This is a genomic window from Bacillus sp. FSL K6-2861 (genome assembly GCF_038630725.1).
GTDB lineage: Bacteria > Bacillota > Bacilli > Bacillales > Bacillaceae > Bacillus > Bacillus velezensis.
In genome coordinates this window covers 1,206,243-1,229,375 of record NZ_CP152037.1, presented here as the reverse complement: position 1 = coordinate 1,229,375, position 23,133 = coordinate 1,206,243, and the positions used below count along the sequence as shown (strand labels likewise).

The 23,133-nt window shown below is 46.0% G+C and carries 21 protein-coding genes and 2 pseudogenes; 15 read left to right on the top strand and 8 right to left on the bottom strand.

Annotated elements, in window-relative coordinates:
• Positions 1–7: 7 nt before the first annotated feature.
• Positions 8–826, bottom strand: a complete 819-nt coding sequence (locus NYE62_RS06215; protein WP_061862092.1) for a uroporphyrinogen-III synthase — start codon at positions 824–826, stop codon at positions 8–10.
• A gap of 175 nt (positions 827–1,001) precedes the next feature.
• Between NYE62_RS06215 and NYE62_RS06210 the strand changes: the two genes are divergently transcribed.
• A complete protein-coding gene (locus NYE62_RS06210; protein WP_003154919.1) occupies positions 1,002–1,187 on the top strand; it encodes a hypothetical protein in 186 nt (61 codons plus the stop codon).
• Between the two features lie 42 nt (positions 1,188–1,229).
• Here the strand turns inward: NYE62_RS06210 and NYE62_RS06205 are convergent, their stop codons facing one another.
• The 4 genes from NYE62_RS06205 to fdhF all read right to left on the bottom strand — a co-directional run bounded on the left by NYE62_RS06205 (position 1,230) and on the right by fdhF (position 7,331).
• A complete protein-coding gene (locus tag NYE62_RS06205; RefSeq protein ID WP_031378841.1) occupies positions 1,230–2,414 on the bottom strand; it encodes a macrolide family glycosyltransferase in 1,185 nt (394 codons plus the stop codon).
• Positions 2,414–3,631: a cytochrome P450 gene (locus tag NYE62_RS06200; protein WP_144464023.1), complete on the bottom strand. Its 1,218-nt coding sequence runs from the start codon at positions 3,629–3,631 to the stop codon at positions 2,414–2,416. The genes NYE62_RS06205 and NYE62_RS06200 overlap by 1 nt, the downstream gene beginning before the upstream one ends.
• Positions 3,632–3,838: 207 nt before the next feature.
• A complete protein-coding gene (locus NYE62_RS06195) occupies positions 3,839–4,381 on the bottom strand; it encodes a DUF1641 domain-containing protein (protein ID WP_251257096.1) in 543 nt (180 codons plus the stop codon).
• Entirely contained in the window at positions 4,374–7,331 is a 2,958-nt protein-coding gene (gene fdhF / locus NYE62_RS06190; RefSeq protein ID WP_039251846.1) for a formate dehydrogenase subunit alpha, read from the bottom strand. Before fdhF ends, NYE62_RS06195 begins: the two co-directional genes overlap by 8 nt.
• 124 nt (positions 7,332–7,455) lie before the next feature.
• On the opposite strand from fdhF, the gene NYE62_RS06185 reads away from it, so the two are divergent.
• The 4 genes and pseudogenes from NYE62_RS06185 to NYE62_RS06170 all read left to right on the top strand — a co-directional run.
• Positions 7,456–8,025: a YjgB family protein gene (locus tag NYE62_RS06185; protein WP_015417262.1), complete on the top strand. Its 570-nt coding sequence runs from the start codon at positions 7,456–7,458 to the stop codon at positions 8,023–8,025.
• A gap of 98 nt (positions 8,026–8,123) precedes the next feature.
• The gene (locus NYE62_RS06180) at positions 8,124–8,525 is read left to right on the top strand and encodes a DUF2809 domain-containing protein (RefSeq protein WP_007407313.1); all 402 of its coding nucleotides are present in this window, start codon (positions 8,124–8,126) and stop codon (positions 8,523–8,525) included.
• 43 nt (positions 8,526–8,568) lie between these two features.
• Positions 8,569–8,742 (top strand): YjfB family protein, encoded by a 174-nt coding sequence (locus NYE62_RS06175; RefSeq protein ID WP_007407314.1) that lies wholly within the window; start codon positions 8,569–8,571, stop codon positions 8,740–8,742.
• A 114-nt stretch (positions 8,743–8,856) separates the two neighbouring features.
• A pseudogene (locus NYE62_RS06170) lies at positions 8,857–8,997 on the top strand (hypothetical protein); the annotation flags it as partial.
• A gap of 86 nt (positions 8,998–9,083) precedes the next feature.
• Here the strand turns inward: NYE62_RS06170 and NYE62_RS06165 are convergent.
• A complete protein-coding gene (locus tag NYE62_RS06165; protein ID WP_007407316.1) occupies positions 9,084–9,719 on the bottom strand; it encodes an MgtC/SapB family protein in 636 nt (211 codons plus the stop codon).
• A gap of 101 nt (positions 9,720–9,820) precedes the next feature.
• Here NYE62_RS06165 and NYE62_RS06160 point away from each other — a divergent pair, with 101 nt between their 5' ends.
• The gene (locus NYE62_RS06160; protein ID WP_061581951.1) at positions 9,821–10,153 is read left to right on the top strand and encodes a hypothetical protein; all 333 of its coding nucleotides are present in this window, start codon (positions 9,821–9,823) and stop codon (positions 10,151–10,153) included.
• Between the two features lie 526 nt (positions 10,154–10,679).
• On the opposite strand, the gene NYE62_RS06155 is transcribed toward NYE62_RS06160, so the two are convergent.
• Both NYE62_RS06155 and NYE62_RS06150 read right to left on the bottom strand, forming a co-directional pair.
• Positions 10,680–11,360, bottom strand: a complete 681-nt coding sequence (locus NYE62_RS06155) for an HAD family phosphatase (protein ID WP_144664106.1) — start codon at positions 11,358–11,360, stop codon at positions 10,680–10,682.
• Positions 11,361–11,377: 17 nt separating this feature from the next.
• A complete protein-coding gene (locus NYE62_RS06150) occupies positions 11,378–12,139 on the bottom strand; it encodes a DeoR/GlpR family DNA-binding transcription regulator (protein WP_033574547.1) in 762 nt (253 codons plus the stop codon).
• A 252-nt stretch (positions 12,140–12,391) separates the two neighbouring features.
• Between NYE62_RS06150 and lacG the strand changes: the two genes are divergently transcribed.
• The 9 genes and pseudogenes from lacG to NYE62_RS06105 all read left to right on the top strand — a co-directional run bounded on the left by lacG (position 12,392) and on the right by NYE62_RS06105 (position 23,037).
• A complete protein-coding gene (lacG, locus tag NYE62_RS06145) occupies positions 12,392–13,792 on the top strand; it encodes a 6-phospho-beta-galactosidase (RefSeq protein ID WP_144664105.1) in 1,401 nt (466 codons plus the stop codon).
• 63 nt (positions 13,793–13,855) lie between these two features.
• Positions 13,856–14,170 (top strand): PTS lactose/cellobiose transporter subunit IIA, encoded by a 315-nt coding sequence (locus tag NYE62_RS06140; protein ID WP_144464025.1) that lies wholly within the window; start codon positions 13,856–13,858, stop codon positions 14,168–14,170.
• Positions 14,171–14,181: 11 nt separating this feature from the next.
• Positions 14,182–15,879 carry a PTS lactose transporter subunit IIBC gene (locus tag NYE62_RS06135; RefSeq protein WP_015239654.1) on the top strand — a complete coding sequence of 566 codons (1,698 nt, stop codon included), beginning with the start codon at positions 14,182–14,184 and terminating at the stop codon, positions 15,877–15,879.
• A gap of 15 nt (positions 15,880–15,894) precedes the next feature.
• Positions 15,895–17,064, top strand: a complete 1,170-nt coding sequence (locus NYE62_RS06130) for a galactokinase (RefSeq protein WP_342497294.1) — start codon at positions 15,895–15,897, stop codon at positions 17,062–17,064.
• A 3-nt stretch (positions 17,065–17,067) separates the two neighbouring features.
• Positions 17,068–18,059: pseudogene (gene galE / locus NYE62_RS06125) on the top strand (UDP-glucose 4-epimerase GalE).
• A gap of 1 nt (position 18,060) precedes the next feature.
• Positions 18,061–19,560, top strand: coding sequence for a UDP-glucose--hexose-1-phosphate uridylyltransferase (gene galT, locus NYE62_RS06120; RefSeq protein ID WP_342497293.1), 1,500 nt, complete (start codon positions 18,061–18,063; stop codon positions 19,558–19,560).
• Between the two features lie 51 nt (positions 19,561–19,611).
• Positions 19,612–20,724, top strand: a complete 1,113-nt coding sequence (locus tag NYE62_RS06115) for a glycosyl hydrolase 53 family protein (RefSeq protein WP_342497292.1) — start codon at positions 19,612–19,614, stop codon at positions 20,722–20,724.
• 284 nt (positions 20,725–21,008) lie between these two features.
• The gene (locus NYE62_RS06110; protein ID WP_251257095.1) at positions 21,009–21,482 is read left to right on the top strand and encodes a MarR family transcriptional regulator; all 474 of its coding nucleotides are present in this window, start codon (positions 21,009–21,011) and stop codon (positions 21,480–21,482) included.
• Between the two features lie 142 nt (positions 21,483–21,624).
• A complete protein-coding gene (locus NYE62_RS06105; protein ID WP_256683771.1) occupies positions 21,625–23,037 on the top strand; it encodes an MDR family MFS transporter in 1,413 nt (470 codons plus the stop codon).
• Positions 23,038–23,133 lie beyond the last annotated feature (96 nt).

Here is a 23,133-nt window from a genome sequence, read left to right as displayed (position 1 = left end):
TGATGGTTTATGACAAGGTCAGAGATTCATAGTAACGGGATAATTCAATAATCATCGCTCCCATCCGCTCAATGTCCGGAGCAAGGACCCTCTTTACCCCTTCATCCCGGATCGCTTCAGCCGTCACTTTGCCGACTGCGGCGGCAAGCACTTGTTTTTCGAATGCCTGCTGCAATTCTTTTGTGAACCCTTTTTCTTTTGCATAATCAAAGAGAGAACGCACTTGAATGGCTGTCGTAAAACATACGGCATCGACCTCTCCGTTTAACAGCTCTCCCAGCAGTTTATCGACCGTCTTTCTTTCAGGCGGAATATGCTGATACGGCAGAACAGGGAATACCTCCGCTCCGTTTTTCTCAAGGAACTCCGTTAAGACCGGCGCTTTTTCGCCATGAAGCTGTATCATGACTTTTTTATCTTTAAAGTCAAATCGTTCCAAGGAGCGGATCAGCCCTCTTGTTGTACCGTCTTCATCTGAGGCATGCGGCGTGATGCCGAGCTTTTTTAAGGCCGCATATGTTTTATAGCCTCTGCAGCCGATTTTCGCTTCATGAACGGCCGCTAAAAATTCTTCTTTCAGACCGATTTTTTCCGATACCGACAATAACGTTTCCGTACCGATGCCTGTGGTGAATATCACCCAGTCGGCTTTTTGCCCGGCAAATGTTCTTACGTCGGGTTCAATTTGATCCTCCGCCAGGTATACGGTTCCTTGGAGGGAACGGACGACCGCCGTTCCGCCCTGCTTTTCTATTAATCTTGTGATCTCTTCTGTTTTCCGCGAACCGCCGATGGCAATCCGTTTCCCGTTCAATCCTTTTCCCATCGCTGTTTTCTTCTTCCCTTCAGATGCCGGGCGCCCTATGGCAGGCCGTCATTTATTTCTATTATTGTTACGCAATCAGCCGGGAAAATCAAGCTATGCTCCCGTTGAATCCCCCGTGCAGTTGCTGTATCATTAACCGGGCAGAATGATTTGATTCGCGGAGGGACTTTCAATTATGGAAACAAAAAAAGAGTTCGAGACAAAAGGATACGATACTTCGGTCATTTATGAGTTCAATGAATATCCTGATGTTCACAGCGGTCGATGTGACAATTGCGACTACACGCTGTTTAAAAGCTCAGTGAAGGGCGGAAAATTTTTGAGGGAATGCCGGAGATGCGGCATGAAGAAAAACATATAACAAAACAGGCAGCCGTCTTCCGGTGCGCTGCCTGTTTCTCAATCAATTTTCGACGGCCGCCGTTTTCAAAAATTCTTCAATGGCGCAAACAGCCTGTTTTGGACCGCCGGTTTCTTCTATTTTCTGCTGCATGCTTTTCACGCGGCTGAGGATGTTTTTATCGCCGTATACGTTCTGAACGTCTTTTTGCAAACGGGCCACAGTGACTTCTTTCGGCGGCAGATGCACGCCAAGCCCCAATTCATCCACACGCTTTGCGGTAACCTCTTGTTCGTGCATTTGCGGAACGACAACGAGCGGGACACCCGCATTCATCGCTTCCATTGTACTGTTCATCCCGCCGTGAGATACGAACAGCTTTGCTTTCTCCAGCACATCAAGCTGAGGAACGTGCTGGCGGATGATAAAGTGATCGGGGACATCCGAAAAACTTTCCGGATCAATTGTTGTGCCGACTGACATAATAACCCGCCAGTCCGAGTCCCGAAACGCGTCAATACACATCTGGTAAAATTCAGGCCAGGCGTTAAACGCCGTTCCCAGTGAGATGAGCATAAGCGGACGGTCATCGGCTGCATCAATTTCCAGACTTCCCGTATTTGTGCGTTCTCCAAGAGACGGACCCACAAAACAGAAACGTTCATCAAAGGTTTCCTGTTTCGGCTGAAAGGCCCTTGGCATAAAGACAATATTCAGTTTTTCAGGCATAAAAAATTCTTCCATTGTCATCCGTTTCAATTGTTCATTTTCAATCTGCTCCTGGTATTCTTCTATCGCCTGTTTGGCCGCTTCCAGTGTTTCTTCGTCTCTTCCTAATTGAAAATACTCATTCATTGCATAGCTCGGGCAGAACTTTACGGCCGGGATGCCGCCATTATCCGCAAACAATTTTCCGGCAAGAGCTAAAAAATCAAACAGGACGATGTCAGGAAGGTCGTCTTTGTACAGCTCTTCCAGCTGCGGAAGCACTTCAACCGCTTCTTCCAGAAACATCACAAACGCATCATTTTTATTTACCCGTTCTTTTATCGTCTCCGGGTCCGCCTTTATGCTTGTGCGGTATAAAACGGGAATGGCGCCCGTTTTGGCAACGGAAGCTTCGAATTCCTCAGTCGTAGCGAATGTCACTTTATACCCGCGATTGACAAGTTCCTCGGCTACGGGCAGCGTGGGATTGACATGACCGTGAGCGGCCACATTAATAATGGCGATGTGTGTTTTTCTCATCATTTTTCTTCTCCCTCATTTTCGTTTATCTCCGCTTCTAAAGACTCCAGCCCGTACATGACACTGTTTCGGATCGGCTCAATCCGAACGGGCTCAAGGTGTGAAAAGGCTTTTACAATTCCTTTCAGCGCGACTTCCGCTTCAAGTCTGGCAAGCGGAGCGCCTAAGCAGAAGTGTACGCCGAATCCGAAGGAAAGGTGCGGATTCGATTGGCGATGAATATCAAATACGCCCGCCTTCTCAAATTTGTTTTCATCACGGTTGGCAGATGCAACGTAGCAGAGAACGATCTCCCCGCTTTTCAAGCGGCGTCCGCGCAGTTCAATGTCGTGCCGGACCGTCCTTCTGACAAACGGAGCGGGAGCGCGAAAACGCAGCGTTTCTTCCACCGTTTGCGCGATGAGAGAAGGGTCCTGTCTCAGTTCGTCATAAAGGCCGGGCGTCTCTAATATGCTGTAAACCGCATTTGAAATGAGATTAGTCGTTGTTTCATTTCCCGCCACTAAAAGCAGGTTGCAAAACGGAATCAGATCTTCTGCCGTGAGCTTCTCTCCCTCTTCTTCCTCTTTTATCAAAATAGAAATAATGTCTTGGCCGGGCTGTTTTCGTTTGCTTTCTATTATTTCCGCAAAAAACGCCGCCAGCTCCGCCTCACATTGGTCACGTTCCTGCTGATTTTTCTCCGCCGCTTCAGGACTCGCATCTTTCGGCATGCTGACGAGAATGTCCGACCATTTTTTAAACTGATCCATACGTTCGGACGGAACGCCTAATAATTCTGAAATCACCATGACCGGCAAAGGGTAAGAGAGATCTTTAACGATATCAATCCGCCCTTTGTTCTTTGCCTGTTTTAGGAGATGATCGGTAATGTCTTTAATTCTCGGCTCCCATTCCTTCAAGACGCGGGGAGTGAAAGCGCGATTGACGGCGGATCTGATTTGGGTATGCTTCGGCGGGTCCATATTCAGCATGGACTTTGCAATCGAGCTTTTCACATCAGTCATGAGGCTTGAGAACGTCTCTTTATCACTGATGACTTTTTTGACATCATCGTATAAAAACACACTCCAAACCTTCGTTTCTTCATCAAAGTGTATAGGGCTTTCCCGTCTCATTTTTTCGTACCAAGGAAAAGGGTTGTATACGTCCAGGCCGTTTTTTCCTTTCATCAGGGTTCTTTGGATGGCTTGTCTCGTGCTCCTCAGCTTACTCATGTTTCATCACTCCTGATTGTTTCATATTTGAATAGTTGACGTACCTTGAATTTTATCCTAGCACATATTTTCAATTTTTTTCTATTCATAACCTTAACTATTAACATAACACAACAAAAGTCATGAATCCGGAGGTGAAATTTCTCCCAAGAAAACAGGAGAAGCGCACAAAAAACCCGAGCCTTCGGCCAGGCTCGGGAGATATGTTCACTCATTCGGCTGCGGTTTCTGGTGCTGCTTTTGGTTTTCAGGAGGCTGCGTATTTCTTTCCATATCGTCCGTATCAGCGCCCATGCCTTTCAGGAAAGAAAACAGCAGAGTGACGGCCTTGTTGATTTCCGGGTCTTTTAAAGCGCGGACGATATCAAAATACCCGGTCTTCCTGCCGCTGTCTTTTTCCTCGACGGCCTTTGTGACCCCCGCATTGATTTTAACGATAAATGGCTCAAGCTGTTTTACATCGAGCATGCCGAGAACGCCGCTTAACAGCAGGAGATTTTTCAGCATATTGGCCGTTTCCGGAGTATTCGCCTTCTTCACGAGGATATCCATCACTTTGTCTCCCTGGCCGAAGAGCCCGCGCAGAAGCGCCAAAACGCCGCGCTCGTTCATGTGCTGAAGAATGTGCAGAGATTCCAAAATCGCGTCTTTATTTCGTAAAAGAGCCGTCTCGATCTCTTCTAAGTCCTTTTTTCGTTTGTCGTCTTCTGTGACGGTCTGTTTTCGGATGCCGCTGATTGCTTTAGCCATTTTGCTGTTTCCCCCTTTTTACGGCGTCTCCCGGAAATACATAATCTTTACGCGCCCATTTCCGATCAACCCGGACACCGATCTGCGGCTGCGGGTTTCCGTAACGGAAATTGATTTTCGGAAGCGGATTAACGCCTTCTTTTTTCAAAATCTCCATCTTCGCTGATGTTTCTTTATAAGCCGGTGTATCGGTATCCTTATCGGCATAGCTGCTTGTCAAAAGGTTAATGGCAGCGTCTTTTGAATCGTTCATCGGGAGATAGACTTGTTTGCCTTTTACCCTGTCTGTGATGACGCATTTGACTTTCACATTTCCGTACGGTGATGTCAGACGGACAAGCGTTCCGTCTTCCAGCCCTCTTTCTTCGGCGAGTTCGGGCGAGACCTCAAGGAACACACTCGGTGTTTTTTCGGATATTCCTTTTGATCGGTAAGTCAGATTCCCTTCGTGAAAATGCTCGAGCAGCCGCCCGTTATTCACATGGATATCATATTCTTCATCAAATTCTTTCGGCTCGGTCCACTGAACGGGATATAGAATCGCTTTGCCGTCTGAAAACGGGAACTTGTCCGTAAATAAAAGCGGTGAATCGGTTCCGTCCGCTGCAACCGGCCATTGCAGTGAATTGTAGCCTTCGAGACGTTCGTAAGTGACGCCTGCGTAGAGCGGCGAAAGCATCGTCGCTTCTTCCATAATGTCTGCCGGATGTTCATAGTGCCAATCAGCGCCCAGACGGTTGGCGATGTCCGTAATGATCTGCCAATCAGGCTTTGAATCGCCCAGCGGTTCAAACACTTCGTAAAGGCGCTGCACCCTCCGTTCCGTATTTGTAAACGTCCCTTCTTTTTCAAGGCTCGGGCTTGCCGGAAGCACGACATCGGCGAACTCGGCCGTACGCGAAAGAAAGATATCCTGCACAACGAAGAAATCAAGTTTTTCGAATGCGGCATGAACATGGTTAATATTGGAGTCGACAAGCCCCATTTCTTCTCCTTTTAAGTACATGGACTTCAGTTTTCCTGAGTGGATGCCTTCGATCATTTCATGATTTGTCATTCCGATTTCTTTCGGCAGGTCTGTTCCCCAGCCCTGTTCATACTTTTTACGGGCTTTTTCATCCGTTACTTTTTCATAGCCGGGGAAGCTGTCAGGCATACTGCCGAAATCACTGGCTCCCTGCACGTTATTATGGCCCCGAAGCGGATATGAGCCTGCGCCGGGCTTTCCGTAATTTCCGGTCACAAGAAGCATATTGGAAATGGCCGTGCTCGTATCACTTCCTCCGATATGCTGGGTGACACCCATCGCCCACAGTGCGCACACGCTGCCGGCTTCATGAATCATCCGGGCCACTTTGATTAAGGTATCCTTGTCCACACCGGTATGTTTTTCCGCATATTCCATTGTATAAGGTTCAAGGCTTTTCACGAATTCATCTAATCCGTTCACTCTCTCCTTCAGAAATGCAGTATCCGCCAAATCGTGATCAAGCAGATATTTCGATACGGCATTCAGCCAGACAATATCTGATCCGGCACGCGGCTGGAAAAACACATCGGAGCGCTCGGCCATTTCATGTTTTCGCAAGTCAGCGACGACGAGCTTCTGTCCGTGCAGTTTATGAGAACGTTTAATGCGTGTGGACAGAACGGGGTGAGACTCAGACGTATTTGAACCGATTATCAGCACGAGCTCAGCTTTTTCTATATCTGTAATCGACCCTGAATCACCGCCGTATCCGACCGTTCTGAACAATCCGGCCGTGGCGGGAGACTGGCAGTAGCGTGAGCAGTTGTCGACATTATTTGTGCCGATGACGGCTCTTGCAAGCTTCTGCATCACGTATGATTCTTCATTCGTGCATTTGGAAGATGTGATAAAGGCAAGTGCGTCAGGGCCGAAATGTTCTTTTATATCGGTAAATTTATCAGCGATCAGCTGCAGCGCTTCATCCCATTCCGCCTCCCGAAACGAGTCTCCTTCCCGGATAAGCGGTTTGGTAAGGCGCTTTTCACTATTGACGAAATCCCAGCCGAATTTCCCTTTCACACACGTCGAAATGCCATTTGCTGGGGCCTCGGCCTGAGGCTCGACCTTTAAAATGTCTCTTCCTTTCGTCCATATATCAAAACTGCAGCCGACACCGCAGTATGTGCATACGGTTTTCGTTTTTTTGATTCTTTCATCCCGCATGGCCGATTCCATGTCCGATATGGCCAAAATCGATCCGTATCCGGTTTCGACGCCTTTTGTGATGTCAATCATCGGACGAAGCGTCTCTTGGTTAATGCCTGTTAAATACCCCGCTTCGCCTTCCATGCCTTTTTCCATCATGGCATTACACGGACATACCGTCGAACAATGTCCGCAGGAAACACATGATGATTCATTGATCGGCACATCCTGATCCCAAATGACCCGCGGGCGTTTCCGCTCCCAATCAATGCTTAAGGTTTCGGTTACCTGTACGTCCTGACAGGCTTCGACGCAGCGTCCGCACAAAATGCACTGGTCGGGATCATATCGGTAAAACGGATTTGATTCATCTTTAGGATACGGTTTTTGATCGAACGGAATGCTTTGATGATTGATTTTCATTTCCTTTACGGTATTATGTACTTCGCAGCTCCCATTGTTGTAATCACAGACCGTGCAGTACAATTCATGGTTGTGCAAAATGTTGTCCATGCCGATAATCTGCGCTTTTTTTACATCGGACGAAAGCGTATCGATGACATCTCCGTCCTTTATTTGCGCGGAACACGAACGCACCAGTTCCCCGTTAACATTGACGATACAGGTATCGCACGTTTCAATCGGCCCGAGACTCGGGTGATAACACACGTGCGGCACGTCAATTGAACTATTGTTCAAAAGCTGCAAAACGGTTTGGCCGTCCGGCGCTTCCATTTCAACCCCATTGATTGTAACTTTCTTTGTCCCAGCCATTTTCTTTTCCCCTTTCTGTACCCCTCTATACATCCTCTATGATTCCCAGCCGGCCTTTCACTAAAACATCTCGTTTATCTCAGGAAACATACGGGTATGAGCGGTAAAAAGGAGGCGTTCACATATGTTGAAGAAAAAAACACTCGCCACGGGATTATCGGCAGTGATGCTCACGGGATGCGCATTCGGCGCAGAAGCATTTTCGGTTACACAGCCCGTCCACGCTGCAGCCGCTTCAAAAACGGAAAACCAACGTGCACAAGAACTGGTGAACAGCCTTTACCAATCGGCGTTTAAAGGGGAAATGCCGCAAAATGTGAAAGGCCTGAAAATCAACCAAAGCACAAGACAGGACGTTTACGATAAAATCGGCGAGCCGGAACAAAAAGCAGACAGCCGCAATCCATTTGATTTATACAGCTGGAACATGGGAAACCCCGGTTATGGATTTTCCTATCATAAAAACGGAAAAATCTCGGAAATACGCTATTTCGGAACAGGGGTCGAGCGGCGCTTAAACCTCGGGAGCGTCACACCTGACGTCTTAAGCAAACAAATCGGCAGCGCTGACAAAATCCTGACAGTGCCAAAAACGGGCGAAACAGATTACGTCTACCATACGGGGCAGTATGAGCTCCGCTTCGTCATCGGCAGTGACCAAAAAGCAGACCATGTCAACCTAAAAGCCAGATAACGCAAAAAAAGCGGCCTCCCGGGCCGTTTTTTTCATAGACAGCTTCTCCGTCGTTCCTTACAATACATGGGAGTACAAAAAAAGGGGAACAGTGTGAAGTGAATAGACATCCATTGACATACGGAATATGTACCGTTTTTATCATCGCCCTCGGTTTGCTGTCCAGAACCGCATACATCACCGCCCTATTGCCCGGCATCATAAACGCTTATTTAGGAGATGCCTTGTGGGCGGCAATGATTTTTACAGGATTCGGGCTTTTGTTTCGGCACATACGGACGGAAACAGCCGCATTTTTGAGCCTCTCGTTTTGCTGTCTGATTGAATGCAGCCAGCTGTATCACGCGCCTTGGATTGACGCAATCAGAAGCAGCACGCTCGGCGGGCTGATCCTCGGCTGGCAATTTGTCTGGAGTGACATTTTCGCCTATACCCTCGGGGTATGCGCTGCCGCATTTTTAGAATGGGCCGTAAAAAGAAACCGCCAGTCTCCTTCATAATCAGAGCATGCCGCCGATATGAAGGGATAAGGAGGTGGAAGCTATGGATATCCCTGCGTTATCAATCGCAATGCATCAGGCATCTCTGGCGCAGAATGTAAATATCGCTTTAACAAAAACGGTCATGCAGCAAGCACAGGCTGCGGCGGAAGAAACAGTGAAAATGCTGCCGTCCCAGCACCCGACTGCCGGACATTCAATTGATGTGAAAGTGTAAAAAAAGATGCCGGATGATAACCGGCGTCTTTTTTTTGCCCGTTGTACGTACACCATACCGGGCATACAGGAATAAGGTAAACGGAACCAAACATTTGAAAAGGAGGTTTTCCTCTTGTACGATCCTTTCTATCATGAATACACAGCCGAGAGCCACGAACGGGTGCCATATCATTATCCGCGGCCGCCTTATTATTTCCCCAGACCATATCCCTACTATCCGCGGCCGCCTTATTATTATCCTAGACCATATCCATACTATCCGCGGCCGTATATCCCGTTCTATCCTTGGTATTAATGTTTGAAAAGAAATGACTGCAGACAGGAGGCTTCCCCTGTCTGCTATTCAACTTTGACCGACAGGATATACGGGAGGGCTTGAACTTTTTCCATTACCGCCGCTTTCCCGCTTTTGCTTTTCACCCTTCCCTTCACTTCAAGCACCGCCTTATTCAATTCATAGGACGTAATAAGAATTCCTTTTTCCTCAAGAGAAGTTAAAATATCATGCATGACGGCTTTCTCCTCAATCCTGAAACTGACAGACAAAGAATGCGCCGCCGGTTTAAACAGAAAATTTAACAGTTCAAGCCCGATTAACGCCAAAATCGTGCCGCTGATGCCGATGACATACATACCTGCCCCGATTGTCAGCCCGATCCCTGACGTAGCCCAAATCCCCGCGGCCGTCGTAAGCCCCCGCACGACATGCCGCTGCAAAATAATCGTGCCGGCTCCTAAAAACCCGACGCCGCTGACGACCTGCGCCGCCACCCGGCTCGGATCAAAGGACGTATGGCTGTTGGATAACAAATCAAAAAAGCCGTATTTGGAAACGATCATCATCAAGGCGCTGCCGACGGCCACTAAAAAATGCGTCCTCAAACCGGCTTCCTTCGCCCTGAATTCTCTCTCCAATCCAATAAGAGCCCCGAGCAGACCCGCAACTGCCAGACGAATCACAAAATCAAGTTCCATCCGTCTCTCTCCTTTCCTTATCTTCTTACCCGCTTTTACACCCCAATCATGCGGTGTATCTTTTTTTAAAATGCACCGACTAATTGACATAAGGAGGTTTTATGAAATATATTCTGTGGTTTTTTATATTATTGTTATTTAGCTTATTTATTTTGGGAGGATATAAAGCATCTGTTTCTCACCCGGATTTCCCGGTTCCATTATTTGCTGTGCACAGCAAAACAAAGGAATATGAAAAAGGAAAATACGTTTCAAACTATACATACCGTTTCGCAAAAGAAGAAGAAGGTCCGAGCGGTTTATACCAATTGGAAATAGCCGAAAAAGGCTGGAAACTTATAGGGCAGGAAGGACTTATCAAAACCTATGAAAAGCGAGGAGAACGTGTTTCACTTTTTTTCGGTACGGGGGAAATAAGCGTCATTGAAGAATGATCCTTCTCAAAAGACAGGCTGAAATCCGCAAACGGCATATCTTTTACGACTTCCTTTATCTCTGCGAATCTATAAATTCAGCCAATATCTCAATTAAGGCGAACACCTTTCTGATCCAAAAAATGCCGCCTTCAATGAGAAAATCATTATACAAAAACAAAAGCGCAACTGAAAAAGAATAAGCACCTCATAAAAAAAGCCCTCTTTTTAAAAAGAGGGCTGCAGAAGGAAACAGGTAATTATTTATTTATCTAAAGTGTATTCATTCACATTAAAAGTAAGAATGTTCCCAAAAACAATATGGTCCCTTCTATTTTGAAAAGGCCCTATATTATTATAGTGCTTCTCGATAACATATCTAGATAAGCCTATTCCAGAACTTTTTTGATCATACCATCTGATAAAATCTTTAATCTCTTCCATTGAAAGATCAAATTCTTTCTCAAGACCTGTGGTCATTGTAACAAGAAGAATTGCCCGATTACTGGCGGGCTGTTTATTTGGTGGTTCCTCCCAACTGCATCTCTCAAACAGAATGTCCGGCAACCTCAAAAAACGAGGTGAAGTCTGTCAGTATCCCGTCACCCGCCAGCTGTTTTTCTTCAAATAACGCGCGGTTTTTTCCGAGCGGATCAATGGCCATAATCTTGCCTGCACCTGCTTTTTTCGCCGCTGTGAGCCCCGAAAAGGCATCTTCAATGACTAAGCAATCTTCAGGTCTGAGGCCTAACTTTTCCGATGCGATGAGAAAAATATCCGGCGCCGGTTTTCCGGGGAAGCTCCCGTCATCAAACGTGACTTTGTCAAAATTAAACCACCGATCCAACTGAAAGACGTCAAAGTAAAACTCGACATTTTCCTTTACCGTAGCCGTGGCAATGGTCATCGGCGTTTCTGATTTTTTCAGATGGTTCAATACGCCGGTCAGTCCCTTCGTCAGCTTTAACTCATCTTTGTTTTCAAGGCATAATTCTCTGTAGTAGGCTTCTTTTTCAAAAGACAGCTTCTTGATTTCTTCATTTGTTAAATCGCCGGAAATAAAATACGTCAGGATTTCACTGTTTGTTCTCCCGTGAATGTTAACGAAAATGTCTTCATCAGAAATGGTTTTCGGCGCGTATTTTTTCACCATGAAAAACCATGCTTTTTCGTGCAGATGCGAATCTTGAAACATCGTGCCGTTGAAATCAAAAATAACCCCTTTCATCGAACCGCCCGCCTTTTTTATTTTTTTGCGATTTTGACATCTACATATTGCTCGTAATGAATTTGAACATCTTTCATCACTTTATCATCCGTAATCAGATAGTCCATATCGTGCAAGTTATAGAATACGTAAAAATCTTCCCGGTTGAATTTTTTATTATCCGCCAGCAAAAATTTCGTCCGCGAATTATTCAGCGCGATTTGATGAGCTTCCCCTTCTTCAATGCTGTAAGAAGAAATCTCATCATTATGTATGCCGTTGGCGCTGATGAAGGCTTTCGTAAAATTGAATTTCTGCAGATTGCCGTTCACGATGGGCCCGACGAAGGCACCGGTATTTTTTCGGAAATCGCCGCCAATCAGGATGGTATCGGCAGTGTCACCATGCTTTAAAATATCAAATACGGGATAGTTGTTTGTGATAATCCTGATTCGCTTATGCAGCAGGTGTTTGGCTAAAAGTTCAATCGTCGTGCCGGGCCCTAAAAAAACGGTATCGCCGTCATTTACATATGAAGCTGCGAGTTCCGCGATCTTCCCCTTCTCCTCCATTTGAACACCCAGTTTTTCATTATGCGATAATTCGTGATCAATGGAATAAGATATGCTCTGTGCGCCTCCGTGAATACGTACGATTTTTCCGGCCTTATCCAGCTCGTCCAGATCTCTTCTCACTGTCATATCAGAAACATCCAGTTCATCGATAATATCACTCACCGTAATAAATCCCCGCGAGTTTACGATATCGATGATTTTTAAAAGACGCTCTTTTTTTAACATGTTCAATCATCCCCTCAACTTTACACACAATCTAACACACCGCGGCACTCCGGTCAACAAAAACAAACACTAACAAACAACATAATCAACATATAAAACAACGAAAAACTTATATAATCCCTATGAACACAGATGTTATTTCTTTATGAAGCTATTGACAACAAAAATGTATGCGTTTACTATTAAACAAAAGATAACAATTACAAACATTAACAAACTTCAATTCACACATTGGCGAAGGAGGATTCAGTAATGCTCAAATTACCTTATGACTTTATTTTCGGCGGGGCGACTGCGGCATATCAAGCGGAAGGCGCCACAAAAGAAGGCGGCAAAGGGCCTGTGGCCTGGGATGAATTTCTTGAAAAACAGGGAAGATTCAGCCCTGATCCGGCAAGTGATTTTTACCGCCAGTTTCCGGAAGATATTAAACTATGTGAAAAATTCGGAATAAACGGCATCCGCCTTTCTATAGCCTGGACGAGAATTTTCCCTGACGGCACGGGCAAAATCAATCAGGAAGGTGTTGATTACTATCATCGTATTTTCTCAGAATGCCATAAACGCAACGTCACCCCTTTTGTCACGCTGCATCATTTCGATACACCGAAAAGATTATTTGATCAGGGAGATTTCCTCAACCGCGCTGCAATAGAAGCGTTCGTCAGCTATGCGGAGTTTTGCTTTAAAGAATTCAGCGAAATCAGATATTGGAGCACGTTTAACGAAATTTATCCCACAGCCACCAACCAGTATTTACTCGGGGTTTTCCCGCCATCTGTTAAAAGTGATATCACAAAAGTCATTCAATGCCTCCATCACATGATGGTAGCGCATGCGATGACCGTCAATCTTTTTAAAGACGGCGGCTATCCGGGAGAAATCGGTGTCGTCCACTCATTGGAAACAAAATATCCCGCCAGCGACTCAGAAGAAGACCGTCACGCCTGTTTTCTGGATGACGCGTTATCAGTGAGACTCCTCCTCGACGCCACCTACCTCGGCTATTATTCTGAGGAAACCATGCGGGCTCTGGATGAAATCTGTGAGGCAAACGGCGCTTCATACGAGTTTTCAGACAGTGACTTTGACGTGATGAAAAAAGCTTCAACGCGCAATGATTATCTCGGCATCAATCATTATCAATGCCATTTCGTCAAAGCGTACGACGGAGAAACCGTTATTCATCATAACGGAACGGGCGATAAGGGCACTTCGGTCTATAAAGTAAAAGGAATCGGCGAAAGAATTTACAAAGAAGGCCTGAAGCGGACTGATTGGGACTGGCTCATTTATCCTGAAGGCATGTATGACATGCTGATGCGCATCAAACGGGACTATCCGCAATATAACAAAATGTACATTACCGAAAACGGCATGGGCTATAAAGATGAGTTTGAAGACGGCATCATTATGGATAAGGCAAGAATCGACTATTTAAAAGTCTATTTAGAAGCCGTCAGTAAAGCGATTACCGACGGAGTCAATGTAAAGGGGTACTTCTTATGGTCCTTAATGGATTTATTTTCATGGACCAACGGCTACAACAAACGTTACGGTCTTTTTTACGTCGACTTTGACACCCAAAAACGGTATCCGAAAGAATCGGCCTACTGGTACAAACTTGTAAGTGAAACAAAAACAATCATTTAACGATCATACATGGTGAAAAGAGTCTCTTTTCATCATGTGTGCCGTCTTTAGGAGGTTTTTTTCATGACAAAGGAAGAATTGCAGATGCTCGGTTTTGAAATCGTCGCCTATGCCGGCGACGCCAGAAGCACTTTATTGAAAGTCCTGAAAGAAGTCCGTGCCGGAAACTTCGAAAACACGGAAGCAGCATTGAAAAGCGCCGATGAAAATTTAACCCTCGCCCACAATGCGCAAACGAAAATGTTAGCTGAAGAAGCTGAAGGCAAGGACATGGAATTAGGATTTATTTTCGTTCACGGTCAGGACCACTTGATGACAACCCTTTTGCTCCGTGATCTTATTCAGGATTTTATAGAACTCTACCGAAGCCGCCGATAAGGAGTGGAAAAATGAATGGTATCATCAAGCAAATCGAAAAGGGAAAACCGTTTTTCGAAAAAATCTCAAGAAACATTTATTTAGGCGCGATCCGCGACGGCTTCTTAACGGCCATGCCTGTTATTTTATTCGCCAGCATTTTCATCCTCACCGCCGCTGTGCCGGAAGTGTTGGGTTTCACTTGGCCTAAAAGTGTTTCTGAATGGCTTTGGAAAGTTTATAACTATTCAATGGGCGCCCTCGGTCTGATCGTTGCGGCAACAAGTGCGAAATGCCTGAGTGAATCAATGAACCGAAAAATGCCGAAAAACAAAGGGATCAACCCCGTTTCAGCGATGCTTGCTTCAGTCGTCGGGTTTCTCATTTTAAGCGTCACTCAAATTGATGGCGGATTCTCCACGGAATACCTCGGCACAAAAGGTCTTTTAGCTGCTTTTGTATCCGCTTTCATAACAGTGAACGTTTACAGATTCTGCGTGCTGAAAAATATTACGATTAAAATGCCTAAAGAAGTACCGGGTACCATTTCACAAACATTTAAAGATGTTTTTCCGTTCGCTTTTTCCGTTTTGGCCATGGTGATCGTTGATTTATTGATCAGGAACACGCTGAACGTATCGTTTGCAGAGGCTCTCTCCTCTCTCTTATCGCCGTTTTTTACCGCCGCAGACGGTTATCTGGGGATTTGTGTCATTTGGGGAATGATGGCGCTGTTCTGGTTTGTCGGCGTTCACGGGCCTTCTATTGTGGAACCGGCCATCGCAGCTATTATTTACGCAAATGTGGAGGCGAACCTGCAGCTTCATAATGCCGGTGAGCAGGCGTCCAACGTGCTGACCGTCGGACTCGGGAACTTTGTCGGCACAATGGGAGGAACCGGCGCAACCCTTGTGGTTCCGTTTATCTTTCTTCTTTTCGCGAAATCCAAGCAATTGAAAGCAGTCGGAAAAGCATCCGCGGTTCCGGTGTCTTTCGCAGTAAACGAACCTCTGCTCTTTGCTGCGCCGATCATTTTAAATCCTTATTTTTTCATTCCGTTTGTTGTAACGCCGATGGTGAATGTCTGTTTGTTTAAATTTTTCGTGGATGTCATCGGAATGAACAGTTTTATGTATGTTCTTCCGTGGGCCACCCCGGCGCCCGCCGGCTTGATTCTCGGAACCGGCATGGGGCTCTCGGCTTTTGTGCTGACGGCTGTATTAATCATTGTCGATTTCCTGATATACCTGCCATTCTGCAAAGCTTATGACAAAGTATTAGCGGCGAAAGAAGCCCAACACACCGAGCCTGAAACCGCGCCGCAAACATTACAGCCCGCCATGGCCGGCGCCTCCGAAGACGCGTCCTCCGTCATCAGCACAAATCTTCAGGAATCCTCATCCGCCTTGGAACACAGCACCAATGTGTTAGTGCTGTGCGCCGGAGCGGGAACGAGCGCCATGCTTGCGAACGCACTGACAGAAGGTGCCGAAGAATATAACGTGCCGATTACCGCCTCAGCAGGCGCCTACGGTTCCCATTACGACATCATGAAAGACTTCGATATGATCATTTTAGCTCCGCAAGTCGGCTCTTATTATGATGACATTAAAGAAGATGCGGACCGCCTGCAAGTGAAACTCATCGCAACGAAAGGAGCGGAATATATCAGCCTCACCAGAAATTCACAAAAAGCCATTCAGTTCATACTGGAGCATACCTCAAAATAGAATCGGAGGTTTATCATGGATGCCAAACTTTTAAAATCAAGATTCGAAGACGTTTTCAAGAGAAGTAACGGAGAACTGTTTTTCGCACCCGGCCGGATCAACCTGATCGGGGAACATACGGATTATATAGGCGGCCACGTTCTTCCATGCGCGATCACGATCGGAACTTATGCCGTATGCGCAAAACGCGGAGATCACCAGATCCGGTTATACTCAGAAAACTTTCCTGACAGCGGCATTGTCTGCCTTGATCTTTCCGCCACAGCATACAAAAAAGAAGACGGCTGGGCCAATTATCCGAAGGGGATGATCCATTACCTTCTTAAAGCCGGCGGCCAAATAGACAGCGGAATGGATATTCTTTTTCACGGTACGATTCCAAACGGAGCCGGTTTAAGCTCCTCCGCTTCCATTGAAATGTTAACCGGTTCCATTTTTAGAAAGTTATTCAGCCTGGATGTTTCCGATACTGAACTGGCGCTTATCGGAAAAAGAGTCGAAAATGAATTTATCGGCGTGAATTCAGGCATTATGGATCAATTCGCAGTGCAAAAAGGCAAAAAGAACATGGCCATTCTGTTAAACTGCGATAAGCTTGAGCACGAAATGATTCCGGCTGCTTTTAACGGATATAAAATCGTCATTATGAATACGAACAAGCGCCGGGAGCTGGCGGCTTCAAAATATAATGAACGCCGCAGCGAATGTGACGAGGCTCTTTCAGAACTGCGGCAATATCGGAATATCGCATCACTTGCGGAATTGACGGCAGAAGAATTCAACGAACTCGAATCCCTTCTCTCCTGTGAAACTTTGCGTAAAAGAGCCCGGCACGCGGTCAACGAAAACGAGCGGACCCTCTCAGCCGCGGAAGCTCTCAAATCAAATGATTTGAAAACGTTCGGCGAGCTGATGAATGCGTCCCACCGTTCGTTACGCGATGATTATGAAGTGACCGGTGACGAATTAGACGCGCTCGCTGAAGCAGCCTGGAAAGAAGGAGCACTCGGAGCGCGGATGACGGGCGCGGGGTTCGGCGGCTGCGCCATAGCCATTGTGGAAAATGAAGAAACCACCGGCTTTATCCGAGCCGTTTCATCTCACTACCGCAGCAGGACAGGTCTTGAAGCTTCTTTCTACATCGCGGATATAAGCGATGGCGCGGCTGAATGGAGGGAAAAATAAATCATGGCGATTCTCGTTCTCGGCGGAGCCGGCTATATCGGTTCTCATGCGGTTGATCAATTATTAAACAAAGGATTTAAAACGATAGCTGTGGATCATCTGCAGACAGGCCACCGGAAAGCTGTTCATGAAAAAGCAGTTTTTTACCATGGAGATATCCGTGACAAACCGTTTCTTCACTCTGTGTTTGCGAAGGAGAACGTAACAGGCGTTCTCCATTTTGCCGCTCAATCCCTTGTCGGCGAATCAATGAAAGACCCTCTTTCATATTTCAATAATAATGTGTACGGTACGCAAATTACACTGGAGGTCATGCAGGAATTCGGGTGAAACACATTGTGTTTTCTTCATCCGCCGCTGTATACGGCGAACCTGAAAAAGTGCCCATCACGGAAGACATGCCGGAAAAGCCGGAAAGCGCATATGGCGAATCAAAACTCATGGCAGAAAAATTGCTGAAGTGGTGTGAAACCGCCTGCGGCATAAAATATGTCTCGCTTCGGTATTTTAACGTTGCCGGCGCGAAAACGGACGGTTCCATCGGAGAAGATCATCATCCGGAAACCCACCTAATCCCTATCCTTTTACAAACCGCGCTCGGTCAGCGCGAGGAGGTTTTGATATTCGGCACTGACTATGATACAAAAGACGGCACGTGCATCCGCGATTATGTCCATGTTTCCGATTTAATCGATGCCCATATTCTCGCTCTGGAATATTTGCAAAACGGCGGAGACAGCGGCATTTTCAATTTAGGATCAAGCAGCGGGTTTTCCGTATCAGAAATGACGGAAGCGGCCCGGCAAGTGACCGAAAGAGACATAAAAGTAAGAGCGGCCGCAAGAAGACCCGGTGATCCAAGCACCCTCATCGCTTCCAGCGATAAAGCGCGGAACATTCTGGGCTGGAATCCGAAACAAACGGACATATCGGAAATCATTGCGTCAGCATGGAATTGGCATCGGCAACATCCAAACGGATACAAGGACAAATGAAATGGAGGCGGCGGTCATTGAAGTTTTTGAATCAGTGACAGGGTTTCTGAAAGAAAGCACTGTCTTAGGCGACATAAATGAAACAGATGTGATTTATACAAGAAACAGACTTCTCGATCTGCTCGGACTGACGGATTATGCAGAACCGAAACATATCAAGAAACAAAACAGGCTCCACTATTTGGACGAAATGGTGAAAGACGCGGTAAAACGGTCAATCATAAACGATACACCGGCTGAAAGAGACATGCTGGGAAGCAGAATCATGGACGTGATCACACCGGCCCCTTCTCTCATCAATGCCGCGTTCAGCGAATTGTTATCAGATTGCCCGAGAAAAGCAACAGATTACTTTTACCGACTGAGCCAAAACAACGACTATATTAAGACGCGGGCCATTCGAAAAAATATCGTGTACCGCTCATCAACACCTTTTGGAGAATTGGACATCACCATTAATTTATCAAAACCGGAAAAAGACCCTAAAGACATCGCCGCGGTAAAAAACAGTCCGGAAAACCGGTATCCGACATGTCTGCTCTGTATGGAAAACGAGGGGTATGCCGGTACACCGCACCACCCCGCCCGTTCAAACCACCGCATCATCAGGCTTGACTTAGCGGGAGAACAATGGGGTTTTCAATACTCTCCTTATGCGTATTACAGCGAGCATGCCATCTTTCTATCAAGCGTGCACAAGCCGATGAACATCAGCCGTGACAGCTTCAGAAGGCTTCTGGCCATTACGGAAATTTTCCCGCATTATTTCGCCGGATCAAACGCAGACTTGCCGATCGTAGGAGGTTCCATTCTTTCACACGATCATTATCAAGGCGGCGCCCATGAGTTTCCCATGGCAAAAGCGGGTTCCCTCTATCCTTTTCATATGCGTCATTTTCCAGACGTTCAGGCCGAAGCCGTGAAGTGGCCGGTATCAGTGATCCGCCTTCGCGCAAAAGATCCGGATTTGCTGACCGATGCCGCTGCGTATGTTTTTGAAAAGTGGCGGGAATATTCAGACGAAACCGTCAGCATCATCGCAAAGACAAATGAACCCCATAATACCGTCACTCCAATTGCCAGACGCAGGGGAACGGATTTTGAAATCGATCTCGCTCTCAGAAACAACCGCACCTCCGAAGATTATCCGGATGGCATTTTTCACCCGCATCAAGACGTTCATCACATCAAAAAAGAAAATATCGGTCTGATTGAAGTGATGGGACTCGCCGTTTTACCTCCCCGCCTGAAAGATGAGCTGGCAGAAGTGAAAAAGTATTTACTGAATGAACCTCATGACATCAAAGATATTCATCTTCCGTGGGCTGAAAACATCAAAACGGATAAAGACGTGACACCGGAAAATGCAGCCGCTGTTTTACAAAAAGAAACCGCGAATGTATTTTTACGCGCGCTGACCGATGCAGGCGTTTTTAAAATGACACCCGAAGGAATTCAGGCATTTCAGCGTTTCACGACGTTATTGGAGAATGGCAGCTGAAACATTCAGAGTGAAATCAATCAACAATCTTTTTTATCAGGAGGTATTGTGATGTTCAAAAACCGATTGAAACGTGTATTTGTAAACGCAATCTGTCTTTCTCTCATGTTCACTGCTTTTACATTCTTTGAGAAGTCTCCTAAAGCAAAAGCGGATGCCCCGTTTGCCTATGGCGCTGATATAGGATGGCTGAAACAAATGGAGGACGAAGGTGTGCGCTGGCTGGATGACGGCGGAAAACAGAAAGATGCCTTGCAGATTCTTAAAGATCACGGAATAAATGCCGTGAGACTGAGAGTGTTTGTGAATCCGCCAAGCAGCTATTATTGGCTGAAAGACGGCACAACATGGACCATGCTCGGCTATAGTGACAAAGCGGGCGTACTTGCGGCGGCAAAAAGGGCAAAAGCGTTAGGAATGAAGGTAATGGTTGACTTCCATTACAGTGATGTGTTCGCTGATCCAGGACACCAGATCAAGCCGAACCAATGGAACGGCTATTCAAACAGCCAGCTGCAGGCAGCCGTGTATAACCATACGTACGATGTCATGAAAGAACTTAAAAATCACGGCATCTCCCCTGATTGGGTGCAAGTAGGAAATGAAATGAATTCAGGAATTTTACTGCCCGACGGCAGCACGAACGATTTCAGCAAATTGACCGGCTTACTGAACAAAGGCTATGACGCCGTGAAATCCGTCAGCCCGGCCACCAAGGTCATCAGCCATTTGGCACACGGCACGGACAACAGCCTATTCAGATGGTGGTTTGATCAATTCTTTAAAAACGGAGGAAAAACCGACATCATCGGTGTTTCATTCTATCCCTATTGGGAAGGCAAGCCGTACTGGGAGCTCACCAGCCATTTATCAACTAATTTGAATGACATCGCCTCACGCTACAACAAGGAAGTCATGGTGGTTGAACTGGGCGGAGATGAAAATAATCCGAAAGATTCCTACTGGACCATAAAAGACACCATAAAACTGGTGAAAGCCGTTCCGAACGGCAAAGGAACCGGCGTATTTTACTGGGAACCCGAAGCTCACTCCAGCGTTCTGTCAGACGCGTACCCATTAGGCGCAACCGCCAAAGTGTCTAAAAACGTCTTGAAATACACAACCGCAATCGACGCTTTTTATGATGCCGCAACAGGAAAATGATTGATGCGATTCTCAAGCAGGCTCATTGTGCAGCCTGCTTTTTTATAAGGCTCTAGTGTTAGCCTGTTATGAAACAGAGCAAGTAACGAATACGGAAAGAAAAATACTCAAAAACCCACGTTTCGGTTAAAAACCGCTTTTTAAATAGAATACTTCTTCTCTTCCCCCTCCTTCTTATTTCTGCGCACTATCTCTCAGTTCCTAAATCATAACTTTACGATTGTTGAAAAAGAAACAAACATTTTATAATATTGTGTAAGCACCACCGAGCAGGAGGACGGGACATGGACAAAAAAGAACAGCTCCTCACGGATTTCAGGGACTTTTTTAACAAGATGGTGTGGCTGAATAGGCTGAAGATGGAAGAAAGCCTTAAGGGGCATAAACCTTCTGAAGTGCATTGCATCGAATTCATCGAAAAAATTGAAGACGCCAATGTGACAAAACTTGCGGAGTCCCTTTATATGACAAAAGGCGCCATAAGTAAATTAACGAAGAAGCTTATTAATAAAGGCCTTATCGAAAGCTATCAGAAGCCGCTTAACAAGAAAGAAATCTATTTCAGGCTTACTGAGCAAGGAAAAGTCATTTATAAAATTCACGAGGAATTGCACAAAGAGTTTCAAGAACGGGACAAAATCGTATTTGAACAAGTAACTGATGAACAATTTGACACGATGCTGAACTTCGTGGAAACATACAGCAGGCATTTAGATTCAGAAATAAAGAAACTTGGTGCAGACATGAAATCGGAATAAATATGAATAAAACCATAGGCAGCCCTGCTCCATGAAAACGGGCTGCCTTTTTATATCCCTCTTATTGTTGACAAAGAAACAAAACCACTCTATTATTTTGTTGACAAGGAAACAAAGACAGCAATTTTGAGAGGAGAATACTATGTCAACACATAAAAGAAAGGAACTTCGGGTGCCAAAAGAAGTTCTCACAGCCGCCTGGGCTATTGCACTGGGAGCAATCGCTCCAATGCTTGACTCTACGATGGTAAACATCGCCATCGGCAAACTGACCAAAGACTTCAACACGACATTGGATATCATTCAGTGGTCCGTTACAGGCTATATGTTAGCACTTGCGATTGCAGTACCCGTATCCGGCTGGCTTATGAATAAATATAACGGTAAGAAAATCTTCATCGGCTCAGTCATCGCCTTTGGTGTCATTTCTGTTTTTGCGGGAATGAGCCGTGACGTTTCCAGCTTCATCTTCTTCCGTTTGCTTCAAGGATTCAGCGCCGGCATTATCACTCCGCTTATGTCAACACTCTTGGTTAAAACGGCAGGTCCGGAAAACCTGGGAAAAGTGATGGCAATCGTCAGCACCCCTATGATCTTCGGCCCGATCTTAGGACCTGTCATTGGGGGTTTCATCGTCCAAGGCGCTTCATGGCATTGGATTTTTTACATCAACGTGTTCATCGTTTTGATTGCTGCACCGCTTATGATGAAAACCATTCCAGACTTTGAACCATTCAACAAAGATCGTAAACTCGATATTTTCGGGATTATCAATTTGTCATTAATGAGCGCGGCATTGATGTACGGTATTACAAAAGCGGCGGATCATGCATCATTTAACAATAGCGACACCATTTTATGGACGGGCATCGGTCTTGTTTCAGCAGCTATTTATCTTGTATATAATCAGATCAAGAAAAACCAAACCGTGCTGCCTATGAATTTGTTTGCAAACAAAAGCTTCTTGGCATCTTCGATCGGGTTGTTCTTAGCGAATGTTGCCATCATGGGGCCGATGTTAATACTTCCGCTGTTTTTTCAAAACATTCGTCAGTTCACGGCAGCCGGAGCAGCACTCGCTTTAATCCCTCAAGGAGTCGGAATGCTCGTGACTCGTCCGCTGATCGGAAAAATGATTGATAAGATCGGTGCGAAATACGTGGTTACGGTCAGTCTTGTTCTTTCGCTGATCGGATCTATCCCGCTTATTTTTATCACCGATAACCCAAGTATGATTTGGATTTCCGTCGTATTATTTATCCGCGGCACCAGTTTTGGAGGAATTATGCTCCCATTGATGAGTGACGCTTATACAGGTCTTGACAGCAAACAGCTTCCGGAAGCAGGTGTCGGTATTCATATGATTGAAAACCTCGGTTCCAGCTTTGGGTCAGCTGTGATCGCAACCGTTACCGCAACTGTCATACAAGGATTGCAGCCGACGATTTCGAACAGTTTAAAAGGCTACCATGCCGGATTCTTAGTATCCGTCATCATCCTTGCGGCCATCTTCATTCCAAGTCTGTTCCTTACCCATAAAAAGACTGCCATATAAAGAACTTTTTAAAGTAAAAAACCCTTGCACAGCAAGGGTTTTAGTGAATAAAACTGTTGATGGTTGCCGGCAAAGTCAGCCAACAACAGACAAAGC

Coding starts and splice junctions, on each gene's coding strand:
- NYE62_RS06205 (WP_031378841.1), bottom strand. CDS start 2,414: ATGAGAAAAACACACATCGCCATTATTAATGTGGCCGCTCACGGTCAT.
- NYE62_RS06110 (WP_251257095.1), top strand. CDS start 21,009: ATGGACAAAAAAGAACAGCTCCTCACGGATTTCAGGGACTTTTTTAAC.
- NYE62_RS06185 (WP_015417262.1), top strand. CDS start 7,456: ATGTTGAAGAAAAAAACACTCGCCACGGGATTATCGGCAGTGATGCTC.
- NYE62_RS06210 (WP_003154919.1), top strand. CDS start 1,002: ATGGAAACAAAAAAAGAGTTCGAGACAAAAGGATACGATACTTCGGTC.
- NYE62_RS06160 (WP_061581951.1), top strand. CDS start 9,821: ATGAAATATATTCTGTGGTTTTTTATATTATTGTTATTTAGCTTATTT.
- NYE62_RS06140 (WP_144464025.1), top strand. CDS start 13,856: ATGACAAAGGAAGAATTGCAGATGCTCGGTTTTGAAATCGTCGCCTAT.
- NYE62_RS06155 (WP_144664106.1), bottom strand. CDS start 11,360: ATGAAAGGGGTTATTTTTGATTTCAACGGCACGATGTTTCAAGATTCG.
- NYE62_RS06115 (WP_342497292.1), top strand. CDS start 19,612: ATGTTCAAAAACCGATTGAAACGTGTATTTGTAAACGCAATCTGTCTT.
- NYE62_RS06105 (WP_256683771.1), top strand. CDS start 21,625: ATGTCAACACATAAAAGAAAGGAACTTCGGGTGCCAAAAGAAGTTCTC.
- NYE62_RS06130 (WP_342497294.1), top strand. CDS start 15,895: ATGGATGCCAAACTTTTAAAATCAAGATTCGAAGACGTTTTCAAGAGA.
- galT (WP_342497293.1), top strand. CDS start 18,061: ATGGAGGCGGCGGTCATTGAAGTTTTTGAATCAGTGACAGGGTTTCTG.
- NYE62_RS06195 (WP_251257096.1), bottom strand. CDS start 4,381: ATGGCTAAAGCAATCAGCGGCATCCGAAAACAGACCGTCACAGAAGAC.
- NYE62_RS06215 (WP_061862092.1), bottom strand. CDS start 826: ATGGGAAAAGGATTGAACGGGAAACGGATTGCCATCGGCGGTTCGCGG.
- NYE62_RS06165 (WP_007407316.1), bottom strand. CDS start 9,719: ATGGAACTTGATTTTGTGATTCGTCTGGCAGTTGCGGGTCTGCTCGGG.
- NYE62_RS06150 (WP_033574547.1), bottom strand. CDS start 12,139: ATGTTAAAAAAAGAGCGTCTTTTAAAAATCATCGATATCGTAAACTCG.
- NYE62_RS06200 (WP_144464023.1), bottom strand. CDS start 3,631: ATGAGTAAGCTGAGGAGCACGAGACAAGCCATCCAAAGAACCCTGATG.
- NYE62_RS06135 (WP_015239654.1), top strand. CDS start 14,182: ATGAATGGTATCATCAAGCAAATCGAAAAGGGAAAACCGTTTTTCGAA.
- NYE62_RS06175 (WP_007407314.1), top strand. CDS start 8,569: ATGGATATCCCTGCGTTATCAATCGCAATGCATCAGGCATCTCTGGCG.
- lacG (WP_144664105.1), top strand. CDS start 12,392: ATGCTCAAATTACCTTATGACTTTATTTTCGGCGGGGCGACTGCGGCA.
- fdhF (WP_039251846.1), bottom strand. CDS start 7,331: ATGGCTGGGACAAAGAAAGTTACAATCAATGGGGTTGAAATGGAAGCG.